The sequence below is a fragment of the Paenibacillus sp. FW101-FHT12H11 genome (assembly GCF_058790355.1).
In genome coordinates this window covers 673,934-691,777 of sequence record NZ_JBYTCO010000002.1, presented here as the reverse complement: position 1 = coordinate 691,777, position 17,844 = coordinate 673,934, and the positions used below count along the sequence as shown (strand labels likewise).

General features: G+C 46.0%; 23 protein-coding genes and 1 tRNA gene. All 24 read left to right on the top strand.

The window, feature by feature from the left end; translation table 11 throughout:
* Nucleotides 1-40 precede the first annotated feature (40 nt).
* The 24 genes from cmk (at nucleotide 41) to AC3WTJ_RS08695 (ending at nucleotide 17,840) form a co-directional block, all read left to right on the top strand.
* Entirely contained in the window at nucleotides 41-724 is a 684-nt protein-coding gene (cmk, locus tag AC3WTJ_RS08810; RefSeq protein WP_492521481.1) for a (d)CMP kinase, read from the top strand.
* A gap of 1 nt (nucleotide 725) precedes the next feature.
* A complete protein-coding gene (locus tag AC3WTJ_RS08805) occupies nucleotides 726-1,307 on the top strand; it encodes a lysophospholipid acyltransferase family protein (RefSeq protein ID WP_127451218.1) in 582 nt (193 codons plus the stop codon).
* A 148-nt stretch (nucleotides 1,308-1,455) separates the two neighbouring features.
* Nucleotides 1,456-2,766 (top strand): 30S ribosomal protein S1, encoded by a 1,311-nt coding sequence (gene rpsA, locus AC3WTJ_RS08800; protein WP_127451220.1) that lies wholly within the window; start codon nucleotides 1,456-1,458, stop codon nucleotides 2,764-2,766.
* Nucleotides 2,767-2,797: 31 nt separating this feature from the next.
* Nucleotides 2,798-3,856, top strand: coding sequence for a type 2 isopentenyl-diphosphate Delta-isomerase (fni, locus tag AC3WTJ_RS08795; protein WP_492521480.1), 1,059 nt, complete (start codon nucleotides 2,798-2,800; stop codon nucleotides 3,854-3,856).
* A gap of 127 nt (nucleotides 3,857-3,983) precedes the next feature.
* Nucleotides 3,984-4,610, top strand: coding sequence for a YphA family membrane protein (locus tag AC3WTJ_RS08790; RefSeq protein WP_492521479.1), 627 nt, complete (start codon nucleotides 3,984-3,986; stop codon nucleotides 4,608-4,610).
* A complete protein-coding gene (locus tag AC3WTJ_RS08785; protein WP_492521478.1) occupies nucleotides 4,610-5,515 on the top strand; it encodes a YIEGIA family protein in 906 nt (301 codons plus the stop codon). The genes AC3WTJ_RS08790 and AC3WTJ_RS08785 overlap by 1 nt, the downstream gene beginning before the upstream one ends.
* A gap of 6 nt (nucleotides 5,516-5,521) precedes the next feature.
* Nucleotides 5,522-5,701, top strand: a complete 180-nt coding sequence (locus AC3WTJ_RS08780; RefSeq protein ID WP_127451228.1) for a capping complex subunit for YIEGIA — start codon at nucleotides 5,522-5,524, stop codon at nucleotides 5,699-5,701.
* A 131-nt stretch (nucleotides 5,702-5,832) separates the two neighbouring features.
* Nucleotides 5,833-7,158, top strand: coding sequence for a ribosome biogenesis GTPase Der (gene der, locus AC3WTJ_RS08775; protein WP_157319985.1), 1,326 nt, complete (start codon nucleotides 5,833-5,835; stop codon nucleotides 7,156-7,158).
* Nucleotides 7,159-7,172: 14 nt separating this feature from the next.
* A complete protein-coding gene (gene plsY, locus AC3WTJ_RS08770; protein WP_157319986.1) occupies nucleotides 7,173-7,781 on the top strand; it encodes a glycerol-3-phosphate 1-O-acyltransferase PlsY in 609 nt (202 codons plus the stop codon).
* Nucleotides 7,782-7,835: 54 nt separating this feature from the next.
* Nucleotides 7,836-8,879 (top strand): NAD(P)H-dependent glycerol-3-phosphate dehydrogenase, encoded by a 1,044-nt coding sequence (locus tag AC3WTJ_RS08765; RefSeq protein ID WP_492521477.1) that lies wholly within the window; start codon nucleotides 7,836-7,838, stop codon nucleotides 8,877-8,879.
* 93 nt (nucleotides 8,880-8,972) lie between these two features.
* Entirely contained in the window at nucleotides 8,973-9,239 is a 267-nt protein-coding gene (locus AC3WTJ_RS08760; RefSeq protein WP_127451790.1) for a stage VI sporulation protein F, read from the top strand.
* Nucleotides 9,240-9,340: 101 nt separating this feature from the next.
* The gene (locus AC3WTJ_RS08755) at nucleotides 9,341-9,520 is read left to right on the top strand and encodes a DUF2768 family protein (RefSeq protein ID WP_127451234.1); all 180 of its coding nucleotides are present in this window, start codon (nucleotides 9,341-9,343) and stop codon (nucleotides 9,518-9,520) included.
* Between the two features lie 18 nt (nucleotides 9,521-9,538).
* Complete coding sequence (locus AC3WTJ_RS08750; protein WP_492521476.1) at nucleotides 9,539-9,832, top strand: 2Fe-2S iron-sulfur cluster-binding protein; 294 nt, start codon at nucleotides 9,539-9,541, stop codon at nucleotides 9,830-9,832.
* Between the two features lie 27 nt (nucleotides 9,833-9,859).
* A complete protein-coding gene (locus AC3WTJ_RS08745) occupies nucleotides 9,860-10,444 on the top strand; it encodes a nucleotidyltransferase domain-containing protein (protein ID WP_492521475.1) in 585 nt (194 codons plus the stop codon).
* A 34-nt stretch (nucleotides 10,445-10,478) separates the two neighbouring features.
* The gene (locus tag AC3WTJ_RS08740; RefSeq protein ID WP_492521474.1) at nucleotides 10,479-10,832 is read left to right on the top strand and encodes a 2Fe-2S iron-sulfur cluster-binding protein; all 354 of its coding nucleotides are present in this window, start codon (nucleotides 10,479-10,481) and stop codon (nucleotides 10,830-10,832) included.
* Between the two features lie 25 nt (nucleotides 10,833-10,857).
* On the top strand, nucleotides 10,858-11,607 hold the full coding sequence (locus AC3WTJ_RS08735; RefSeq protein WP_492521473.1) for a YphF family lipoprotein: 750 nt from the start codon (nucleotides 10,858-10,860) through the stop codon (nucleotides 11,605-11,607).
* A 264-nt stretch (nucleotides 11,608-11,871) separates the two neighbouring features.
* A complete protein-coding gene (gene spoIVA / locus AC3WTJ_RS08730; protein ID WP_090821662.1) occupies nucleotides 11,872-13,350 on the top strand; it encodes a stage IV sporulation protein A in 1,479 nt (492 codons plus the stop codon).
* 247 nt (nucleotides 13,351-13,597) lie between these two features.
* On the top strand, nucleotides 13,598-13,870 hold the full coding sequence (locus tag AC3WTJ_RS08725) for an HU family DNA-binding protein (RefSeq protein WP_145655310.1): 273 nt from the start codon (nucleotides 13,598-13,600) through the stop codon (nucleotides 13,868-13,870).
* Nucleotides 13,871-14,024: 154 nt separating this feature from the next.
* A tRNA-Pro gene (locus AC3WTJ_RS08720) sits at nucleotides 14,025-14,098 on the top strand.
* Nucleotides 14,099-14,202: 104 nt separating this feature from the next.
* The gene (locus AC3WTJ_RS08715) at nucleotides 14,203-15,120 is read left to right on the top strand and encodes a phosphatase PAP2 family protein (RefSeq protein ID WP_492521666.1); all 918 of its coding nucleotides are present in this window, start codon (nucleotides 14,203-14,205) and stop codon (nucleotides 15,118-15,120) included.
* A 78-nt stretch (nucleotides 15,121-15,198) separates the two neighbouring features.
* A complete protein-coding gene (gene mtrB / locus AC3WTJ_RS08710) occupies nucleotides 15,199-15,447 on the top strand; it encodes a trp RNA-binding attenuation protein MtrB (RefSeq protein WP_492521472.1) in 249 nt (82 codons plus the stop codon).
* Between the two features lie 126 nt (nucleotides 15,448-15,573).
* Nucleotides 15,574-16,107 carry a hypothetical protein gene (locus AC3WTJ_RS08705; protein WP_492521471.1) on the top strand — a complete coding sequence of 178 codons (534 nt, stop codon included), beginning with the start codon at nucleotides 15,574-15,576 and terminating at the stop codon, nucleotides 16,105-16,107.
* A 97-nt stretch (nucleotides 16,108-16,204) separates the two neighbouring features.
* Nucleotides 16,205-17,071, top strand: a complete 867-nt coding sequence (locus tag AC3WTJ_RS08700) for a heptaprenyl diphosphate synthase component 1 (protein ID WP_127451372.1) — start codon at nucleotides 16,205-16,207, stop codon at nucleotides 17,069-17,071.
* Between the two features lie 19 nt (nucleotides 17,072-17,090).
* Nucleotides 17,091-17,840: a demethylmenaquinone methyltransferase gene (locus AC3WTJ_RS08695; RefSeq protein ID WP_157320062.1), complete on the top strand. Its 750-nt coding sequence runs from the start codon at nucleotides 17,091-17,093 to the stop codon at nucleotides 17,838-17,840.
* Nucleotides 17,841-17,844 lie beyond the last annotated feature (4 nt).

The window sequence follows — 17,844 nt, the reverse complement described above, 5'->3', positions numbered from 1 at the left end:
TCGTAAGGTATTGTGGAGTATCGTTGGGAGGAACAGCAGCTTGGATAAGTTCAATATTGCCATTGATGGACCTGCTGGTGCCGGTAAAAGTACCATTGCTCGGCTTGTTGCCGGAGCACTTGGATTCGTTTACGTGGATACAGGGGCCATGTATCGGGCAGTAACATGGAAAGTACAGCAAGAAGGGCTGCTACCTGATCAAGAGGCAGAAGTGGCTGCTTTGGCCAATCGTATGAAGATTGAGCTCATTCCTGGAGAAGAGGGTCAACAAGTTTTTGTCGATGGCGTCGATGTGACGAAAGCAATCCGTACGACTGCCATTACAGATCATGTTTCCCAAATTGCCAGTTATGGCGCGGTACGCGAGCTGTTGGTCAATTTGCAGAAACAAATGACGATTTCTAAAGGCGTTGTTATGGATGGCCGGGATATCGGTACCCATGTGATGCCGGATGCAGAAATCAAGGTGTTTCTGACAGCCAGCGTGAAGGAACGCGCAGAGCGACGCTTCAAAGAAATGCAGAGCAGCGGTACTTGTACACTGACGCTCTCCGAACTTGAACAGGACATCGCTCGTAGGGACCAATTGGACCAAGATCGAGAGATTTCTCCGCTCAGACGTGCTCATGACGCTGTGTTGATGGACAGTACCTCAATGACAATCGAAGAAGTTGTGGACGAGATACTTGGGCTTTGTAAAGACAAAGTCGGAGGTGGCAAATAAGATGCTATATCGCATCGGCAGGGCCTTGTTTCGCTGCTTTTTCACCTTGTTTTTCCGGTTGCGTGCCATCGGCATGGAAAATGTCCCTAAACATGGTGCAGTAGTACTTTGCGGCAATCATACAAGTTTATTGGATCCTCCATTATTAGGAACACCGCTCAAACGTATGGTCCATTTTATGGCAAAAGCCGAACTCTTCGACATTCCTGTTCTGGGCGCGGTTATTTCAAAAGTAGGCGCTTTTCCAGTTAAACGCGGTGGTGTAAGCAGAGATTCGATCCGCCTCGCGGTGCAATTGCTCCGTGATGGCAATATGTTAGGCGTTTTCCCGGAAGGCTCGCGTAATAACGCTGGGGGAATGGGCAAGAAGGGCGCTGCTTCTCTTGCATTGAAATCCGGAGCTGCTGTCGTTCCTGTGGCAATTGTTGGTACTTATTCTTTATTCCGCCGCATGACCATTGTGTACGGCAAACCGCTTGATTTGAGTGCTTACGCGGGAGCCAGCTCAGAAGATTTGGAGCTCGCGACGGAAGCCATTATGAAAGAAATTCGCCGCTTACACAGTACATATAGCAAGGCATAGGCCACATGTATGGAAATGAAAGCTTGGAATTATACTATCTTCAAAAGCGAATGATGATTGTTTTGTTTGAAACAGAGTAGAAGCTTACATACTGCTTTGTGACTTATAAATTATTTTTTGTTGGTTGTAATTAGAGGAGGCTAATCTCATGTCAGATGAAGTAAAAGTTCAAGATCAAACGCAAGAAGCTCAAGAAACAGCCGTATCTCAAGCAGAAGCGGAGCATGCCATGAACAATGTTGCTGTGCTGAAGAAAGGCGCTACCGTGAAAGGCAAAATCGTTAAGGTAGACGCAGATCAAGCCTTCGTGGATATCGGTTACAAATACGATGGTGTTATTCCGGTTCGCGAACTGTCTTCCGTTAGCTTGGAAGATGCTGGTCAAGCGGTACAGCTTGGACAAGAAGTTGAGTTGAAAGTTGTTTCCATCAACGATGCGAAAGAAACATTGGTTCTTTCCAAACGTGTTGTAGACAGCGAAAAAGCTTGGGAAACGCTACAAGGCCAATTGGAAAGCAAAGAAATTATCGAAGCTTCCGTTGCTGAAGTTGTAAAAGGCGGTTTGGTTGTGGATATCGGCGTGCGCGGTTTCGTACCTGCTTCCATGGTTGAGCGTCAATTCGTTGAAGATTTCTCCTCCTACAAAGGCCGCACATTGCGCCTTCGCGTGAAAGAAATCGACCGCGAGAAAAACAAAGTCATCCTTTCCCAAAAAGATGTATTGGATGAAGAATTCGAAGCAAACAAAAAGAAAATCATCGAAGGATTGCAAGTAGGACAAGTTCTTGATGGAACGGTTCAACGCTTGACACAATTCGGTGCATTTATCGATATCGGTGGCATCGACGGTTTGGTACACATTTCCGAGCTTGCTTGGCACCATGTAGATCAAGCTTCTGACGTTGTAAAAGAAGGCGACAAAGTTAAAGTGCAAATCCTTAAACTTGACCCGTCCAACGACAAAATCAGCCTAAGCATCAAAGCTACACAAGCAGGCCCTTGGTCCAATGTGGAGAATGATTTCAAAGCTGGCGATATCGTAACAGGTACAGTGAAACGTCTTGCTGCATTTGGCGCATTCGTTGAAGTGGCTCCTGGTGTTGAAGGTCTTGTGCATATTTCTCAAATCGCACACCGCCACATCGGAACACCACATGAAGTGTTGAAAGAAGGCCAAGAAGTTCAAGTGAAAATCTTGGAAATCAACGCTTCCGAGAAACGCGTTAGCCTAAGCATCAAAGAAACAGAAGAAGCTCCTGAAGCTCCTGCTGGCGCAGCTGCTCCGTCCGCTGCGAAACCGGAAAGAGAAAGACAACCAAGAGGCGACCGTGACCGCGGTAACAGCGCTAGCCATCAAAAAGAAATCGCTGGCAACGAGAACGTTTCTCTTAGCAACCAAGGTTTGTCCATGACACTTGGCGAGCGTTTCGGCGACAAACTGGCTAAATTTAAAAAATAAGTGATACTTGAATTTTAGGGGGACCAAAGGAATGCGCATCTCACGCAAAATGGAGCATGTCCATTACGCGCTGGAGCTTGGTCAATCCAGACAGCAAGGGCTGTCGGATATCAAGCTTGTGCATAACTGTTTACCTGAGACTTCAACGGATCACATTGCACTAACGACTGAAATCGGCGATCTCATTATGAGTTCGCCGATTTTAATTAATGCGATGACCGGAGGAGCTCATGAAACAGAGAGCATCAACCGCGAGCTAGCGACTATGGCAAGGGAGAAAGGCATGGCGATGGCCGTCGGCTCCCAAATGTCAGCGCTAAAAAACAGCGAGGTAGCGTCCAGCTACCAAGTCGTACGGCGCGAAAACCCGAAGGGTGTCGTGTTTGCGAATTTGGGCAGCGAAGCCACCGTTGACCAAGCTGTTAGAGCCATTGACATGATTGAAGCCAATGCGCTGCAAATTCATTTGAACGTTATGCAAGAGTTGATCATGCCCGAAGGAGATCGCAGCTTCGTAGGCATGCTGAAGCGGATTGAGGCCATTGTTCGGCACGTTCAGGTGCCGGTCATTGTCAAGGAAGTCGGCTTCGGCATCTTGAAGGATAACGCCAAGCAATTACAAGACATCGGTGTCCGCGTCTTGGATGTTGGCGGTTCCGGCGGCACGAATTTCGCCGCCATCGAGAATGCCAGACGTCCAGCGGCGATAGAGTGGCTGAACGACTGGGGAACCCCGACAAGCATCTCGCTTTTGGAGGCTCTGTCTGTTTTTCCAAGAGGCGCAGTCATCGCCTCAGGGGGTATTACGAACGCTTTGGAAGCGGCCAAAGCGCTTGCTCTTGGCGCCTCAGCAGTCGGTATGGCGGGCGTATTTCTGAAGGTGCTGCGCGAGCAAGGCACCCACAGTCTTCATCGTTTTGCAGACGAGCTTCACCAAGGACTTATCTTAATTATGACGGCGCTAGGCGCCCCTACAATTAAGGATTTGGGGCATTGCCCCGTCGTCATTATGGGAGAAACGGCGGAATGGTGCCGCACCCGTGGAATTGATTTAACTTCATACGCAGATAAAACCAATCGGAGTAAATAATCGAAAGATTGCCATACTAAGGATCAAGATGTGCTTCCCTCTACTAAGAAGAGTGGAAGCCGTAGATCCGCAGGCAAGCGGTGATAGCTATCATCGGTTCGCCAATGCCTTGTAGGGTGGTCAGATTATGAACTCCGGTTATTTGTCTCTCATTCTCCTTTGCATCACGTTGATTTTGTTTGCCAGCGGATGGAAGGAACTGTACGTCAGAAGTATATCGCATAAGGGCATGCTTCTTTTTTTTGCCCTGTGGATTGCAAGTTCGTGCCTATCCGTGACGATTAAGCATGTGCATATCCAACTCGTCTATATCTTGGTTTTTGCCATTAGCATTGCTATTCTTTTCGTGATTCAAGGCTTCATACATAAGCTTCATTTGCTGTCTATCGGGCTTCTGCTGGGTTCGCTTCATTTCTTATTGCAGCAGCTGCTGGAGATGGATCCGATCCTTATTGTGCGCAATTCAGATTGGGACATTGCCTTATTGCTCGCTTTCATAGCGGTTGTTTTACAACGCAATCCTTTGGAGCAAATCGCCGCTCTCTCGATGGGTTATTTGCTTGGTGATATGTATCAGGCGAGTATCCATCCCGTAGAGGGTTACCACCATGTCGGCCATTCGACATTTCAAGATCAATGGTGGTTATCTGTCTTTGCTGCGCGAACAATGACGATTATTCTGCAAGCGGTCTACACGGGCTGCCGAAGTATGGTGAGAAGCTGGATAGAGCGAAGAGGAGGCTGGAGAAAGTAATGGACTGGTTTTATTCACACCGGTATACGATTGGTATTGTGGTAGGTGTTATCTTTGGAATTTTAGCCAGGCTCAATATGCTTCGAACAGATTACAGACAATACCCGACATATCCGCATGGAAAAATCATACATATTTCCCTTGGCGTCATCGCGGCAGGTTTAGGTGCTGTTGCAGTGCCTGCTTTGCTCGACAAAAACTATACAGCGGTTACGTTTCTTTCCTTAGCTGCGCAGCAGTTCCGTGATGTGCGTAATATGGAGAGACAGAGCTTAACGAAAGTGGATGAACTGGAGTTAGTTCCCAGAGGTGCTGCATATATCGAGGGCATTGCCATGGTTTTCGAGGGAAGAAATTATCTGGTCATTTTCTCGGCATTTCTGGCGTCCCTCTTCAGCATTTTGTTTGCCTGGTACTGGGGAGTTCTTGCCGGCATTTTCTCGATCTGGATTGCGCACTTTTTTAAATCGGGTAAAAAGCTAGGGGATATTGCGGATATTGAAGCTGTTCCGATTCGGATGGATGGACCTGATTTGTTTGTTGGATCCGTGTATATCATGAATGTGGGGCTGCAGGATAGCCGAAGTAAGATTCAAGAGCATGGGGTAGGTTTTCTGATCAAACCTAAAAATCGTAATTCTCGCGTAACTCTGGCGAATCTGGGTCAAAGACAGGCGATATTACACGATATTTCTACGCTATTTGGCGTTTATCGAGATGAGGGGGAGCCCTCTTTGCGGCCTATGGCCAAGTTGGATATGAATACAGGCATTCTTGGAGTGCTGCTGCTGCCGCAAGAGCAGGATGTTGACAAAACATTTGTTGCTTTGCATCGGGTTCCCGTGCTGGAGAGCGCCGTGCGTATGCCGTCTGAGGCCGGCGTAAACAAAAATAAGGGGGCTTGACTCGCCATGTCGCAAATTCTTGCTGTTGTGACATTAACGAAGGATCGGGTTGGCGGAGGTGCGCCAATATTCGTGGTAGAGCAGGAGGATGACCTGCAGAAAGTTTCTTTCTCGCTGGAAAAAATATTGGATGCGAACGCGCATGATTTGAAAAATGGCACGATGATTTTGGTCAAACATACCTGAAAGGTTGCTTTGTTATGATCAATTTGGCGATAAGTCTCAAAAGAGATTAGCCAATCCGTGTCTTTTTTGTTATGATGTAAGTTGCGTATTTTTCCATGGCTGATCATGGAATCAGGAGGAGTGAATGAGAATTGGCTAGACCAGTACTTGCAATTGTCGGCCGACCGAATGTCGGAAAATCCACCATTTTCAATCGGATCGTAGGCGATCGCCTTGCGATTGTAGAAGATAAACCGGGTGTAACACGTGATCGACTCTATGGTGTGGGCGAATGGCTGAATACGTCATTCAGCGTGATTGATACAGGCGGTATTGAAATTGATGGCGAGGATGCAATCCTCAAATCTGTTCGTGTGCAGGCTGAGCTTGCGATTGAAGAAGCGGATGTTATTGTGTTCATGGTAGATGCTAAAGCGGGTGTAACCCCATCGGATGAAGAAGTAGCTCAGCTGCTGTTCCGTTCCAAGAAACCGGTTGTCCTTGCCGTGAACAAAGTGGATAACCTGGCGCGCCAAGATGATATCTATGAATTCTACGCTCTGGGATTCGGCGATCCGGTTGGGATCTCGGGTTCGCACGGGATTGGGATCGGCGACCTGCTCGAAGTTGTCTGTGGGCTTTTCCCTGACAAAAAGGATGACGAATATGGGGAAGAAGTCATTAAATTTGCGCTGATCGGCCGTCCGAACGTCGGCAAGTCGTCCATGACGAATGCCATTCTCGGCGAAGAACGTGTTATTGTCAGTGATGTTGCCGGCACGACACGCGATGCCATCGATACGCCATTTGAGCGGGATGACCAGAAATTTGTTATTATTGATACCGCTGGTATGCGCAAAAGAGGCAAGGTTTACGAGAACACGGAGAAATATAGCGTCATGCGCGCAATGAAAGCAATCGAACGCGCAGATGTTGTGCTCGTTGTTATTGATGGCCAGGAAGGCATCATTGATCAGGACAAGCACATCGCTGGATATGCGCATGAAGCAGGAAAAGCGATTGTCATCGTCGTAAATAAATGGGATATCGTTGAGAAAGACGATAAAACCATGCAGCATTTTACACAAACCATTCGCGATCATTTCTTGTTCTTGAGTTATGCTCCGATTGTCTTTGTATCAGCCAAAACAACACAACGCTTACATAAGCTGTTGCCGGTTGTTGTTCAAGTGGCGGAAAATCATGCCCTGCGTGTTCAAACGCATTTGTTGAATGATGTGGTCTCCGATGCCGTAGCCTATAATCCGCCTCCAACGGATAAAGGCAAGCGACTGCGGATTAACTATGTGACTCAAGTTGCCGTTAAGCCTCCTGTCTTTGTGTTATTCGTGAATGAGCCTGAGCTCATGCACTTTTCATATGAACGGTATTTGGACAACAAAATTCGTGCAGCCTTTGGTTTTGAAGGAACGCCGATTCGTATCCTAAGCCGTAGAAAGACTTCGGACAAAGAATAAGGAGATGTTGCAGCTTGCTTTTAATTTCCATAATAACAATCGTAGCAGGTTATTTATTAGGGGCTATCAGTTTTAGTTATTTATTTGGAAAATGGTTTAAAGGCATCGATATCCGCAAGCATGGAAGCGGCAATGCAGGCGCAACCAACACACTTCGCGTATTGGGCAAGGGTCCGGCGATCATGGTATTGCTCTTGGACGGTTTGAAGGGGGTTGCTGCCGTTTGCCTTGGCATTTGGGCAGCTCCCGGACCGGACGATATGTGGGTACGCGTATTGTGCGGACTTGCTGCCATCATTGGGCATAACTGGCCGGTGTATTACGGGTTCCGCGGCGGCAAAGGGATTGCCACGACAATCGGCGTTATGGCCACGCTTTGCTTCATTCCTACGTTAATTGCAGGTTTAACGGCTATCGTCATTATTGCTATAACCCGTTTCGTCTCGTTAGGCTCCTTGATTCTAACTGCACTCTTACCTTTTCTTATTTGGGGAATGGATCGACCGTTACCGGTTTTGTGGATTAGTATACTGCTATGCGCGTTTGCCTTTATGCGCCATCGTACCAATATTGTGAAGCTCGTTCAGGGCAAAGAGAATAAACTGGGCCAGAAAAGAGCATAGTCTGATCTTACATCACCCGGTAATTCCAATGCATAACGTTTAGGAGGGGTAACCATGTCAAACAAAGTATCGGTTCTAGTAGCAGGCAGCTGGGGAACGGCTCTTGCTACGGTACTGGCGGATAACGGACATCAAGTGCTGTTATGGTCTCGTAATGAGGAGCAAGTGCAAGAGATCAACGAACAACACAGGAATAGCCGTTTTCTCCAAGATGTGGAGTTATCACCGCTAATCGTAGCGACGAATTCGCTGCAGGAGGCGGTAGAAGGAGCAGATGCGATTATTATGGTCGTTCCTTCGTCCGGAATGCGTGAGGTGGCATCCAACTTGCGTCCCTTTTTGAAAAAGGATGCTTTGCTGATTCATGCGACCAAAGGCTTTGAAACGGGATCCCTCAAGCGGATGACCGAGGTATTGGCGGATGAACTGCCTGACATCAATCCGAATCGGCTTGTGGTGCTTTCCGGTCCCAGTCACGCAGAAGAGGTCATACGGAAATGCCCGACCACCGTCGTTGTCGCGGCCCAAGATCTGGAAGCTGCTGAAGCCGCGCAGGATTTATTGATTAACTCGTATTTCCGCGTTTATACGAATCCCGATGTTGCAGGCGTTGAAGTCGGCGGAGCACTCAAAAACATCATCGCCCTGGGTGCAGGGCTGACAGATGGCTTGGGCTTTGGCGATAATGCCAAAGCTGCGCTGATGACCAGAGGACTGGCCGAGATCGCTCGCTTAGGTACAACGATGGGGGCTAACCCTTTGACTTTTGCCGGATTAGCTGGAATCGGTGATTTGATTGTGACTTGTACGAGTCAACACAGCCGGAATTGGCGTGCTGGAAATAAATTGGCTAAAGGCATGCCTCTGGATGCGGTTCTGCAAGAGATGGGAATGGTCGTGGAAGGCGTGAAGACAACGAAAGCTGCTTATGAGTTGTCTCGCAGATATGATGTGACAATGCCGATCACTGATGAGCTGTACAAGGTGCTTTTCGATGGAAAGTCGCCGCAGTTAGCCGCGCAGGATCTTATGGGCCGTGTCAGAACGCATGAGATCGAAGAAGTGGCTACGGATGCCATTACAAATGTATTGAAGTAGCCTACACCACATGCTTCCCGCACTCATACTATACCGTATAAGTATTTAGTTCTTATCAGGTATAAGGAGGCGGCACATTTGGCAAATAAAGATATGTCTAAAGACGTATTGAACGTGGTGAAGAAGAAAACAGGGAAATCCGTTTCGCCTAAAGATATCGAGAGAATTGCTAGCGGTGTGAAACCTTCAACACTTCAAAGCGAGACTCAGCTGCGTCAGCTGATCAAACAAGTCTCTGGCCTTGTCAATGTTAAAGTATCCGAAGAAACGATCAACGATATCATTCAGGCTGTGAAAAGCTCTAAGCTCGACAGCAACAACATGCAGCAGCTTATGAATATGATGATGGGCAAAAAATAAAAAGCATGAAGGGGAGCTTGCTGCCCTTTATGCTTTTTTTCTCATCCTATGCTATACTTACTGTTGATAATTTGAAAGATTATACATAAGGGGTTAAAAATATGTCAAGTTTGGACAAAATGTGGGCGTCTTTTGTAGCCATTGGACTCATGGTTGTCGCATCATTATTGATTTCGTACGCAAGAACGCGTACCCAAGGATGGGTTCGTGTCGTTCTATCGACTGTTGCCTTTATTTTATTCATTCCCATTTTACTCTATATGCTGCTATCATTGTTCTAACTTGGAGGCGATACATACATGCTGGAATTAAAAACGCGCAAAGCGCAAAAAACGGTGGAGCCGGAAATTGGGCTAAGTATCTTGGATCATGCGCTCAAAAACGACGTGGAATGGGGCTTCTCATGTACACGAGGCACATGTGCCAGATGCCGCTGTTACGTAGCTGCTGGACGTGAGCTGCTTTCCCTACCTTCCGATGCGGAAGAGAATCGCCTGGAGCCCGAAGAAATCGAACAGGGCTATCGACTTGCTTGCCAATGCACGATTAAGCAAACAGGTGTCATTTCCGTTACACACAAGCCCTATTTTTAAAATATCTGCCTGAAAGGTGTGGGCATCTTGGTCCTGCTGGAACCGTTAGTACCAACGATTACGACCATTCATACACAATTATTGCAAGCACCTAGCGTACGATGGCTCATCGGTGGCAGCTGCGGACTGCTTATGCAAAACGTAGATATTGGAAGAAGTCCGAGAGATCTGGATATTTATGTGGATAAGAAAGATGTATCCGCTATTCATGCTTCTCTTCAGGATTATTCCGTCGATACACCTGTGTATAGTCAAACAAACATATATGCTTCGATCCTCAGCCATTATCAAATTCATGGAGATGCGGTTGAAGTAGTAGGGGATTTCAAGGTTCAAGCACTGGATTCCTCCTATCAAGTGGAGGCTTCGTACCTATGGGAGGACCATAGCCATACAGCTATGATCGGCAGCTTGGAAGTGAAGGTAATGCCGTTAGCTCATGAACTACTATTTAATTTATTGAGAAAGCGGCCTGATCGTTACGAAGCTATCTATAAAACGATGAAGGCTGCTCCAGAGCTGCACATACCGGCATTACATGCTTTATTGCAAAGAAATAGTTGGGGACTAGCGTTGGAGCACAAGCTTGAGGAATTACTAGATTCACACTGAGAGTAGGAAGTTGACAGATAAGTAGGTGGACCTGATGAGTGGATTTGAAGTGCATTTCTGGCCAGACGACAAGAAAATAAGTGTTCGGGCAGGCACGACTTTATTGGATGCCGGACGGAAGGCCAAGGTCCATATACGCACACGATGCGGAGCCAAAGCCGCTTGTCTGATGTGCAAAGTGAAGGTGAATGACGCCAGCAGCAAGGGGCTTGCCCCCATGAATGTGAATGAACGGCTGAAGCTTGGCTCACAAGCGGAGGAAGGCTACCGCCTCGCCTGCCAGGCTCGTGTGGTTGGCCCTGTACAGGTGACGATTCCGGAGGACCCTCTGAAGGCTGCTATACGTGCTCAGCTTGCCAGACAAGCCGAAGAAGATGATTTATTTTAGAGAACAAAGATAGGATGATGGATGCGTGAAAATAGCTCGAGGCGTTGGATATGGCAGATGGATAGGCATTATTCTTAGTATGGTTCTGCTGTTAAGCGGTTGCGCATATCCGAAAGAACTGCGTAAGGAGAATCAAATTAACCCTGCTGAGTTTATTACTGTTGTTCAGCAAGCCGTTGATCTTTTCCATGAGAAAACCGGCGTTCTGCCTATAAAAAATAGTGATATGACTACGCCGCTTTATGAGAAATATGTCATTGATTTTGCAAAGTTGAAAAAGTCAAACTATTTAAGTACCGTACCGGCGAACGCTTTTGAAAGCGGTGGTATTTTCATCTACGTGCTCGTTGACGCGGAAACGAAACCGACGGTGAAGCTGATGGATTTATCGGCTTATCAAAGCGTGGAAGATGTCCAAAAGAAAATAAATGATTATAAAGCAAGCCATGATGGAAAATTGCCTGTTGGAATTGCTATCAATGAAGCGTTCGAGTATGTGGATTTCAATAATCTGGGGATGAAGCCACCTGAAATCAAGTCGGTTTATAACCGCCAGAACCTCGTAACCTATTTGGTGAATAAGCAAACGGGCGATGTTGCTATCGATTATGCAATGGATATCATGAAGTTCATTCAAGACCAGGGTTTAGCCAGTTCCCTGAAACAGGATCAGGATTTACGAGAGATTCTCGTGAACAAATCTTACTTCGTGCCGATTCGCAGTTTTCCTTATCATTGGCAGAATAATCAGCCACTTCCCCAAGTGGCGCCATAAATATCGATTCCTCTTACAGTATTCTGTAAGAGGTTTTTTTCATTTTTCAGAATATCGCCGTCGATGCAATCATATATTTTTTCAATGTGGTGAGGAAAGCCCTATATGTGCTTCATAAAATATGAGCGGTAAAAAAAGATATACAACATCTATCATATTTCTATCGAAAGTACATATATTTCTTACTAGTCCAAATGAATGTACGAGTAGTCAATTGTTAACGTCTCAAAGTCAGTTGACGACCAAACTGTAGGAGGGATTCTCTTGGAGAAAGTGGATATCTTTAAGGACATTGCAGAACGAACGGGAGGGGACATTTACCTGGGGGTTGTTGGAGCAGTCCGTACAGGCAAATCAACCTTTATTAAGCGTTTTGTGGAATCTGTAGTGCTTCCGAACATTCAAAGCGAAGCGGATAGGATCCGGGCTACCGATGAACTCCCGCAGAGCGCTGCTGGCCGCACGATTATGACAACGGAGCCAAAGTTCGTGCCGAATACGGCGGTCCAAATTTCTGTGGCCGAAGGGCTGAATGTGAATGTGCGCCTTGTTGATTGTGTAGGTTATGCGGTTGATGGCGCCAAAGGCTATGAAGACGAAAACGGTCCGCGCATGATCAATACGCCGTGGTTCGATGAACCGATTCCATTCCAGGAAGCGGCTGAAATCGGAACTCGCAAAGTGATTCAGGAGCATTCAACACTAGGCGTTGTGGTGACTACCGATGGTACGATCTCGGATATCCCACGGTCATCCTATGTGCTGGCGGAAGAAAGAGTGATTAATGAGCTGAAGGAAGTGGGCAAACCTTTCATCGTCATTATCAACTCTCAGAAGCCAAACAGCGAACCAGCTCTTGAGCTGCGCAGCGAGCTGCAAAGCCGCTATGATGTGCCGGTAGTGACAATGAGCGTGGCAAGCGCAGGCGAAGAAGAAATGGTTTCTGTCCTGCGTGAAGTGCTCTACGAGTTCCCTGTTCATGAAGTGAATGTGAATTTGCCAAGCTGGGTCATGGTTCTAGACGAGAATCATTGGCTGCGTACTCAATTCGAAAACTCCGTACGTGATACGGTTCAAGATATTAGACGCTTGCGCGACGTGGATCGTGTCGTCAGCCAGTTTGCTGAATACGAGTTTATTGACAAAGCGGCACTTGCTGGGCTTAATATGGGTCAGGGTGTGGCCGAGATTGATCTCTTTGCGCCGGATGAACTCTATGATCGCATCTTGGTGGAAGTGGTCGGCGTTGAAATTCGCGGCAAAGATCACCTTCTGCAGTTGATGCAGGACTTCACGCACGCCAAACGAGAGTATGATCAATTCGCTGAGGCGCTGGAAATGGTCAAAACAACCGGTTACGGTATCGCACCTCCAACGCTCGCAGAGATGGCGCTGGATGAGCCGGAATTGATCCGTCAAGGCTCTAGATTTGGTGTCCGTTTACGGGCAACAGCTCCGTCGATTCATATGATTCGGGTGGATGTCGAGTCTGAATTCTCTCCAATTATTGGAACCGAGAAGCAAAGTGAAGAACTTGTCCGCTATTTGATGCAGGATTTTGAAGATAATCCGCTCAAAATTTGGGAATCCGATATTTTCGGAAGATCCTTGCATTCCATTGTGCGTGAAGGCATTCAAGGTAAACTTGCGCAAATGCCGGACAATGCGCGCTACAAACTGCAAGAAACACTTGGCCGTATTATCAACGAGGGATCTGGCGGTTTAATTGCCATAATTTTGTAAGAAAGTAGACAAAAAAACACTCGCGAGAGTGTTTTTTGTCGTTTTATAGCAAAAATACCCACATAAAATGGAAAACGATACTTGTAATTGATGTCGTAGTATATTACTATGAGTTTATTCGTCTGCTTTCGATGTTCATTTTTACTAAGAAAATCAACGTTTTTTCATGGATTCATGTATATTTTCTGACGAAACGGTGAAAACAGGAAGTAACGGAAGTAAGAAATCTTGGGGGGAGGTGAATGGCATGAATAAATCTGAATTGATTAACAAGGTTGCTGAAACCTCTGAGCTTTCCAAGAAAGATGCAACGAAAGCAGTTGATGCTGTTTTTGAAGCAATTTCCGAAGCGCTGCAAGGCGGGGATAAAGTACAATTAGTTGGGTTTGGTAACTTTGAAGTTCGTGAACGTTCCGCTCGTAAAGGACGTAATCCACAGACTGGTGATGAAATCGAAATCCCAGCAAGCAAAATTCCAGCTTTCAAACCTGGTAAAGCACTTAAAGATGGCATTCAATAATTGCGTATTACATACTATTGAACGTTATATAACAACAAAGCCGTGGCCGCATTTTGCTGTCACGGTTTTATTCATTTATAGGCAGAAAATGCCTTTACAATTCGAAAATCTCCCACTATAATTACAAAGTGAATAAGTAGCTTGGGGATACAGACGGGGTATGGCGCAGCCTGGTAGCGCGCACCCTTGGGGTGGGTGAGGTCGCACGTTCGAATCGTGTTACTCCGATTATGAAAAAGACATCGAAAGTCCGATGTCTTTTTCTCTTGCAGAGGCTTGTTCCGATTAATAAGCACTTCTTAGATGATTTAGGGGGAACAGTCTTGAATAAGGTGAAACTGAACGAGCTAGTAAAGTCCCAAGATTGGACAATGTTCGGTATTATTGCATCGATTTACTTGGTTTGGCGAATTGGCGTGGTAGGCAACTGGAGTAAAGAATGTTGGATCTTGTTGTTGATCTGCTTGCTAGGTGTTCGCAAAGATCAAATTGATGTGGATTGGAAGCGGTTTTTTCTTTTCGGTATACCGCTGCTCGGCGTATTTTATTATTTCTACGGGTCTGGCAACGGATTTTGGTGGAAAATCGCTAACTGGATGTTTGAAAATAACCGCCATCCCTGGCACTGGGATGAATATATGAATGCGATTCCTCTGAACACGGGCGGATGGGCGAGATTGATTGCTACTCCTTCCCTGGATAAAGCCATGGTTTGGATTTATAATTATGGCTTCGTATTATCCCTATGGATCTGCATTGTGAGAAGCTTTTGGACACGCAGTATCAAGAAAATGCTATCCTACGCATTATCCGGTCATATGCTGCAGTTTCCGTTAATTTTGCCATTCTACAACCTTATTTTGCTGCACGAAGTGTGGTATGTGAATAAGCAGCCGGATTTATTAAATCGTGTATTTGCGGATCAGAACTCATTGCTTGTAGCCGTGATGAACTGTTTTCCGAGTATGCACACTTCGATCTCCTTTGCTATGCTTCTTCTGGCCTTACGAGAGAAAGATCGCATTTTCAAAACGATGATGGTGACTTACTGTGCTGCGATCATCTTCTCAACGCTGTATCTGCAAATCCATTGGTTAATCGATGTATTTGCCGGCATGCTATTCGCTTATGGGACGGTCAAACTATCGGATTTCCTTATTCGATTGGGTTCTACGCGCGTGCTGCCAGCCAGATTCAAAAAATATTACGGCAATGGCCTGCAAACGACTTCAAATGAAGTTTCAATGTAGGTTAGTTGACTTCGGGATGCTTTTTTTGGCATCATTAGGTAAGGATATATGAAGTGAAGGCAAGAACGGAGGATGAGAATGGACGATACGAACAAAATGAACCAATCGAATACGAACGGCAATGAATATTTCGTTATCAAAGCCAAAGATAATGGCGTTCATGTTATTGGACTAACACGCGGTCAGGACACACGCTTTCATCATACGGAGAAATTGGACAAGGGCGAGGTTATGATTGCCCAGTTTACAGAGCACACCTCCGCAGTTAAGGTCAGAGGTAAAGCGCTTATCATTACGAAATACGGCACTGTTGATACCGAAGAATAATTTATTATTGATAAAGCAGGCATAGCCTGCTTTTTTTCTTTGTACAATGGTGTATAGAGCTTGTAACAGAAGCAATGGTTATATTCCGATTTGCTCTTGCTGAATAGCCAGGAGGTGCAATATGATATGAGATGGTCGATGCGTATCGTGATGACATTAGCGGTATCTATTGTCATTGTCGTTTGTTTATCTTTACTGCCCAAAATGGATAGTTCAATGGGATTAAGCTCACCTTACCGCTGGCCAACCAATCGAATCGGGCAAGTGACGGATAATAATTTACCGGATCTACTTGTTCAAGTGCCTCTGCAAATGCGGATTCGCAAAGTCGAGTTGACCAACGCCCGCATGTCGCTTGATTTGAGTTTGCCTAAAAATGCAGACTCGGCAGCCGTCTACCGGGATTTATACACAATCGCTCAGACTATGCTGATGAAAACAAAAAATGTGAACCAAGTCTGGGTTCGGGTGATCGATTATTCCAATGCCTCGGATAGCGCATCAACACAGCTTGTTCTTGCTATGGTTGCCGAGCGTGAATCTGGGAAGGATATGGAGAAGGGCGCAAATGAGCTCAGCCTTATTCAACTTGAACAGGAGCTGCAGAATCGGTTTCGGATTACGTATACCTCGAAATGGCAGCAAAGATATCCTTTATAATTAATTGTGCGTCTCTTTACGTGTTATGATATAATGATTTGAATTGAAACTTGACCAACCCTAATGAGATTTGGCACACGGTTACGGAGGCTTTTGCATGAATTCTTATCGGATCCCAGAGATCGCTAAGCAGTACACGGAGTATGATATGATCCAAATTCACACAGACTTGCCCGATTTCCCGGAGCTGCGCACCCGTCTGTTGTTTGCATTCTTGAACGGAAATAGTAAATTGAGCACCTCCAGTGAGTTGTACACGTTAGCGACATCGCTTGTGCAGCTTGCGCTCGACACCCATGAATTGGTTACGGCTTCAAATGACATTAAAGAGAAAAAAGCGGCAAGATCCAGACAGCTTAAAGTGCTTGCTGGAGATTATTTCAGTTCTCGCTTCTATCATCTCCTTGCCGGTGCCGGCCAAATTGACATGATTAAGCAATTGTCGAATGCCATTTGTGATGTCAACAGGTTAAAGATGAATACGTACATGAAAATGAAGCAACTGAAATTATCGGCAGAAGATTACATTCACCAAACGGTGGAGATTAAATCTCAGCTTTTTTTGTCATTCTCGGAGTTCATGTCTGAGGTGTATGACCAAGCTTGGCCGGAGATTTTGAGAAGTTATACGAAATGTGAAGTGCTCTTCGAAGAAATATTCCGACTGGAGTCTGCTTCGGATTTCAAGGGCAGTTGGGGATTCTGGCACATTTTGCAGCACGGTACTAAGGATGAGCGGAAGCAGCTCCAAACCGAGGAGTCGGATCAAGCGAAAGTCCGTACACTGGTGCACAAATATCATATCCCTTCGCAACTGTATCAAATGCTGGATTCTCAGACGAAGCTGCTGCAAGCTAAAGTGAAGCAGCTTGAATCGGACAAACTAATAAGTGAACTGTTTCACATAGGCGAGCCGTTCCTGCGTTTTTTAGCCAAGCAGCCCAAAGTGCTGGAAGAAATTTGAGGTGAATTGACAGATGAATATGACAAAATCAAAAACACCCGTTAAAAACTCGAAAACGAAAGAAGAGTTCGTTCACTCGGTCTTCGAGAGCATTGCGCCAAAGTATGATTTAATGAACAATATTTTAAGCTTCAACAGGCACAAAGCATGGCGTAAATTTACGATGAAGAAGATGAATGTTCAGCCCGGCGAGACAGCGATTGATTTATGCTGCGGCACTTGCGATTGGACCATCTCATTAGCCAAAGCAAGCGGCACCGGCAAAATGGTGGGGCTTGATTTCAGCCAAAATATGCTGGATTATGGTGCAGAAAAAATTAAGCAGCTTCACTTGGACAAGCAGATTAAGTTAATTCAAGGCAATGCGATGAGTCTTCCCTTTGACGATAACACGTTTGACTATGCAACGATCGGATTTGCACTCCGTAATGTACCTGATTTGGAGCAAGTCATTCGTGAAATGCAGCGTGTCGTTAAGCCAGGAGGACTAGTTGTGTCTCTGGAATTATCCAAACCGACATGGCAACCGTTTAAGTCCATCTATTATTTTTATTTCCAACGCGTCCTGCCTTTCTTAGGTAAGATGATTGCCCAGAAATACGAACAGTACAAATGGCTGCCGGAATCATTAATTCATTTTCCCGACCACAAGCAATTAGCGGCTATATTTACAAACCTAGGATTAAAGAGTGTACAGGCTTACCCGTTAACAGGCGGGGTTGCGGCCTTGCATATTGGCACCAAGGGGAATACGAAATCAGGAGAGTAATGCG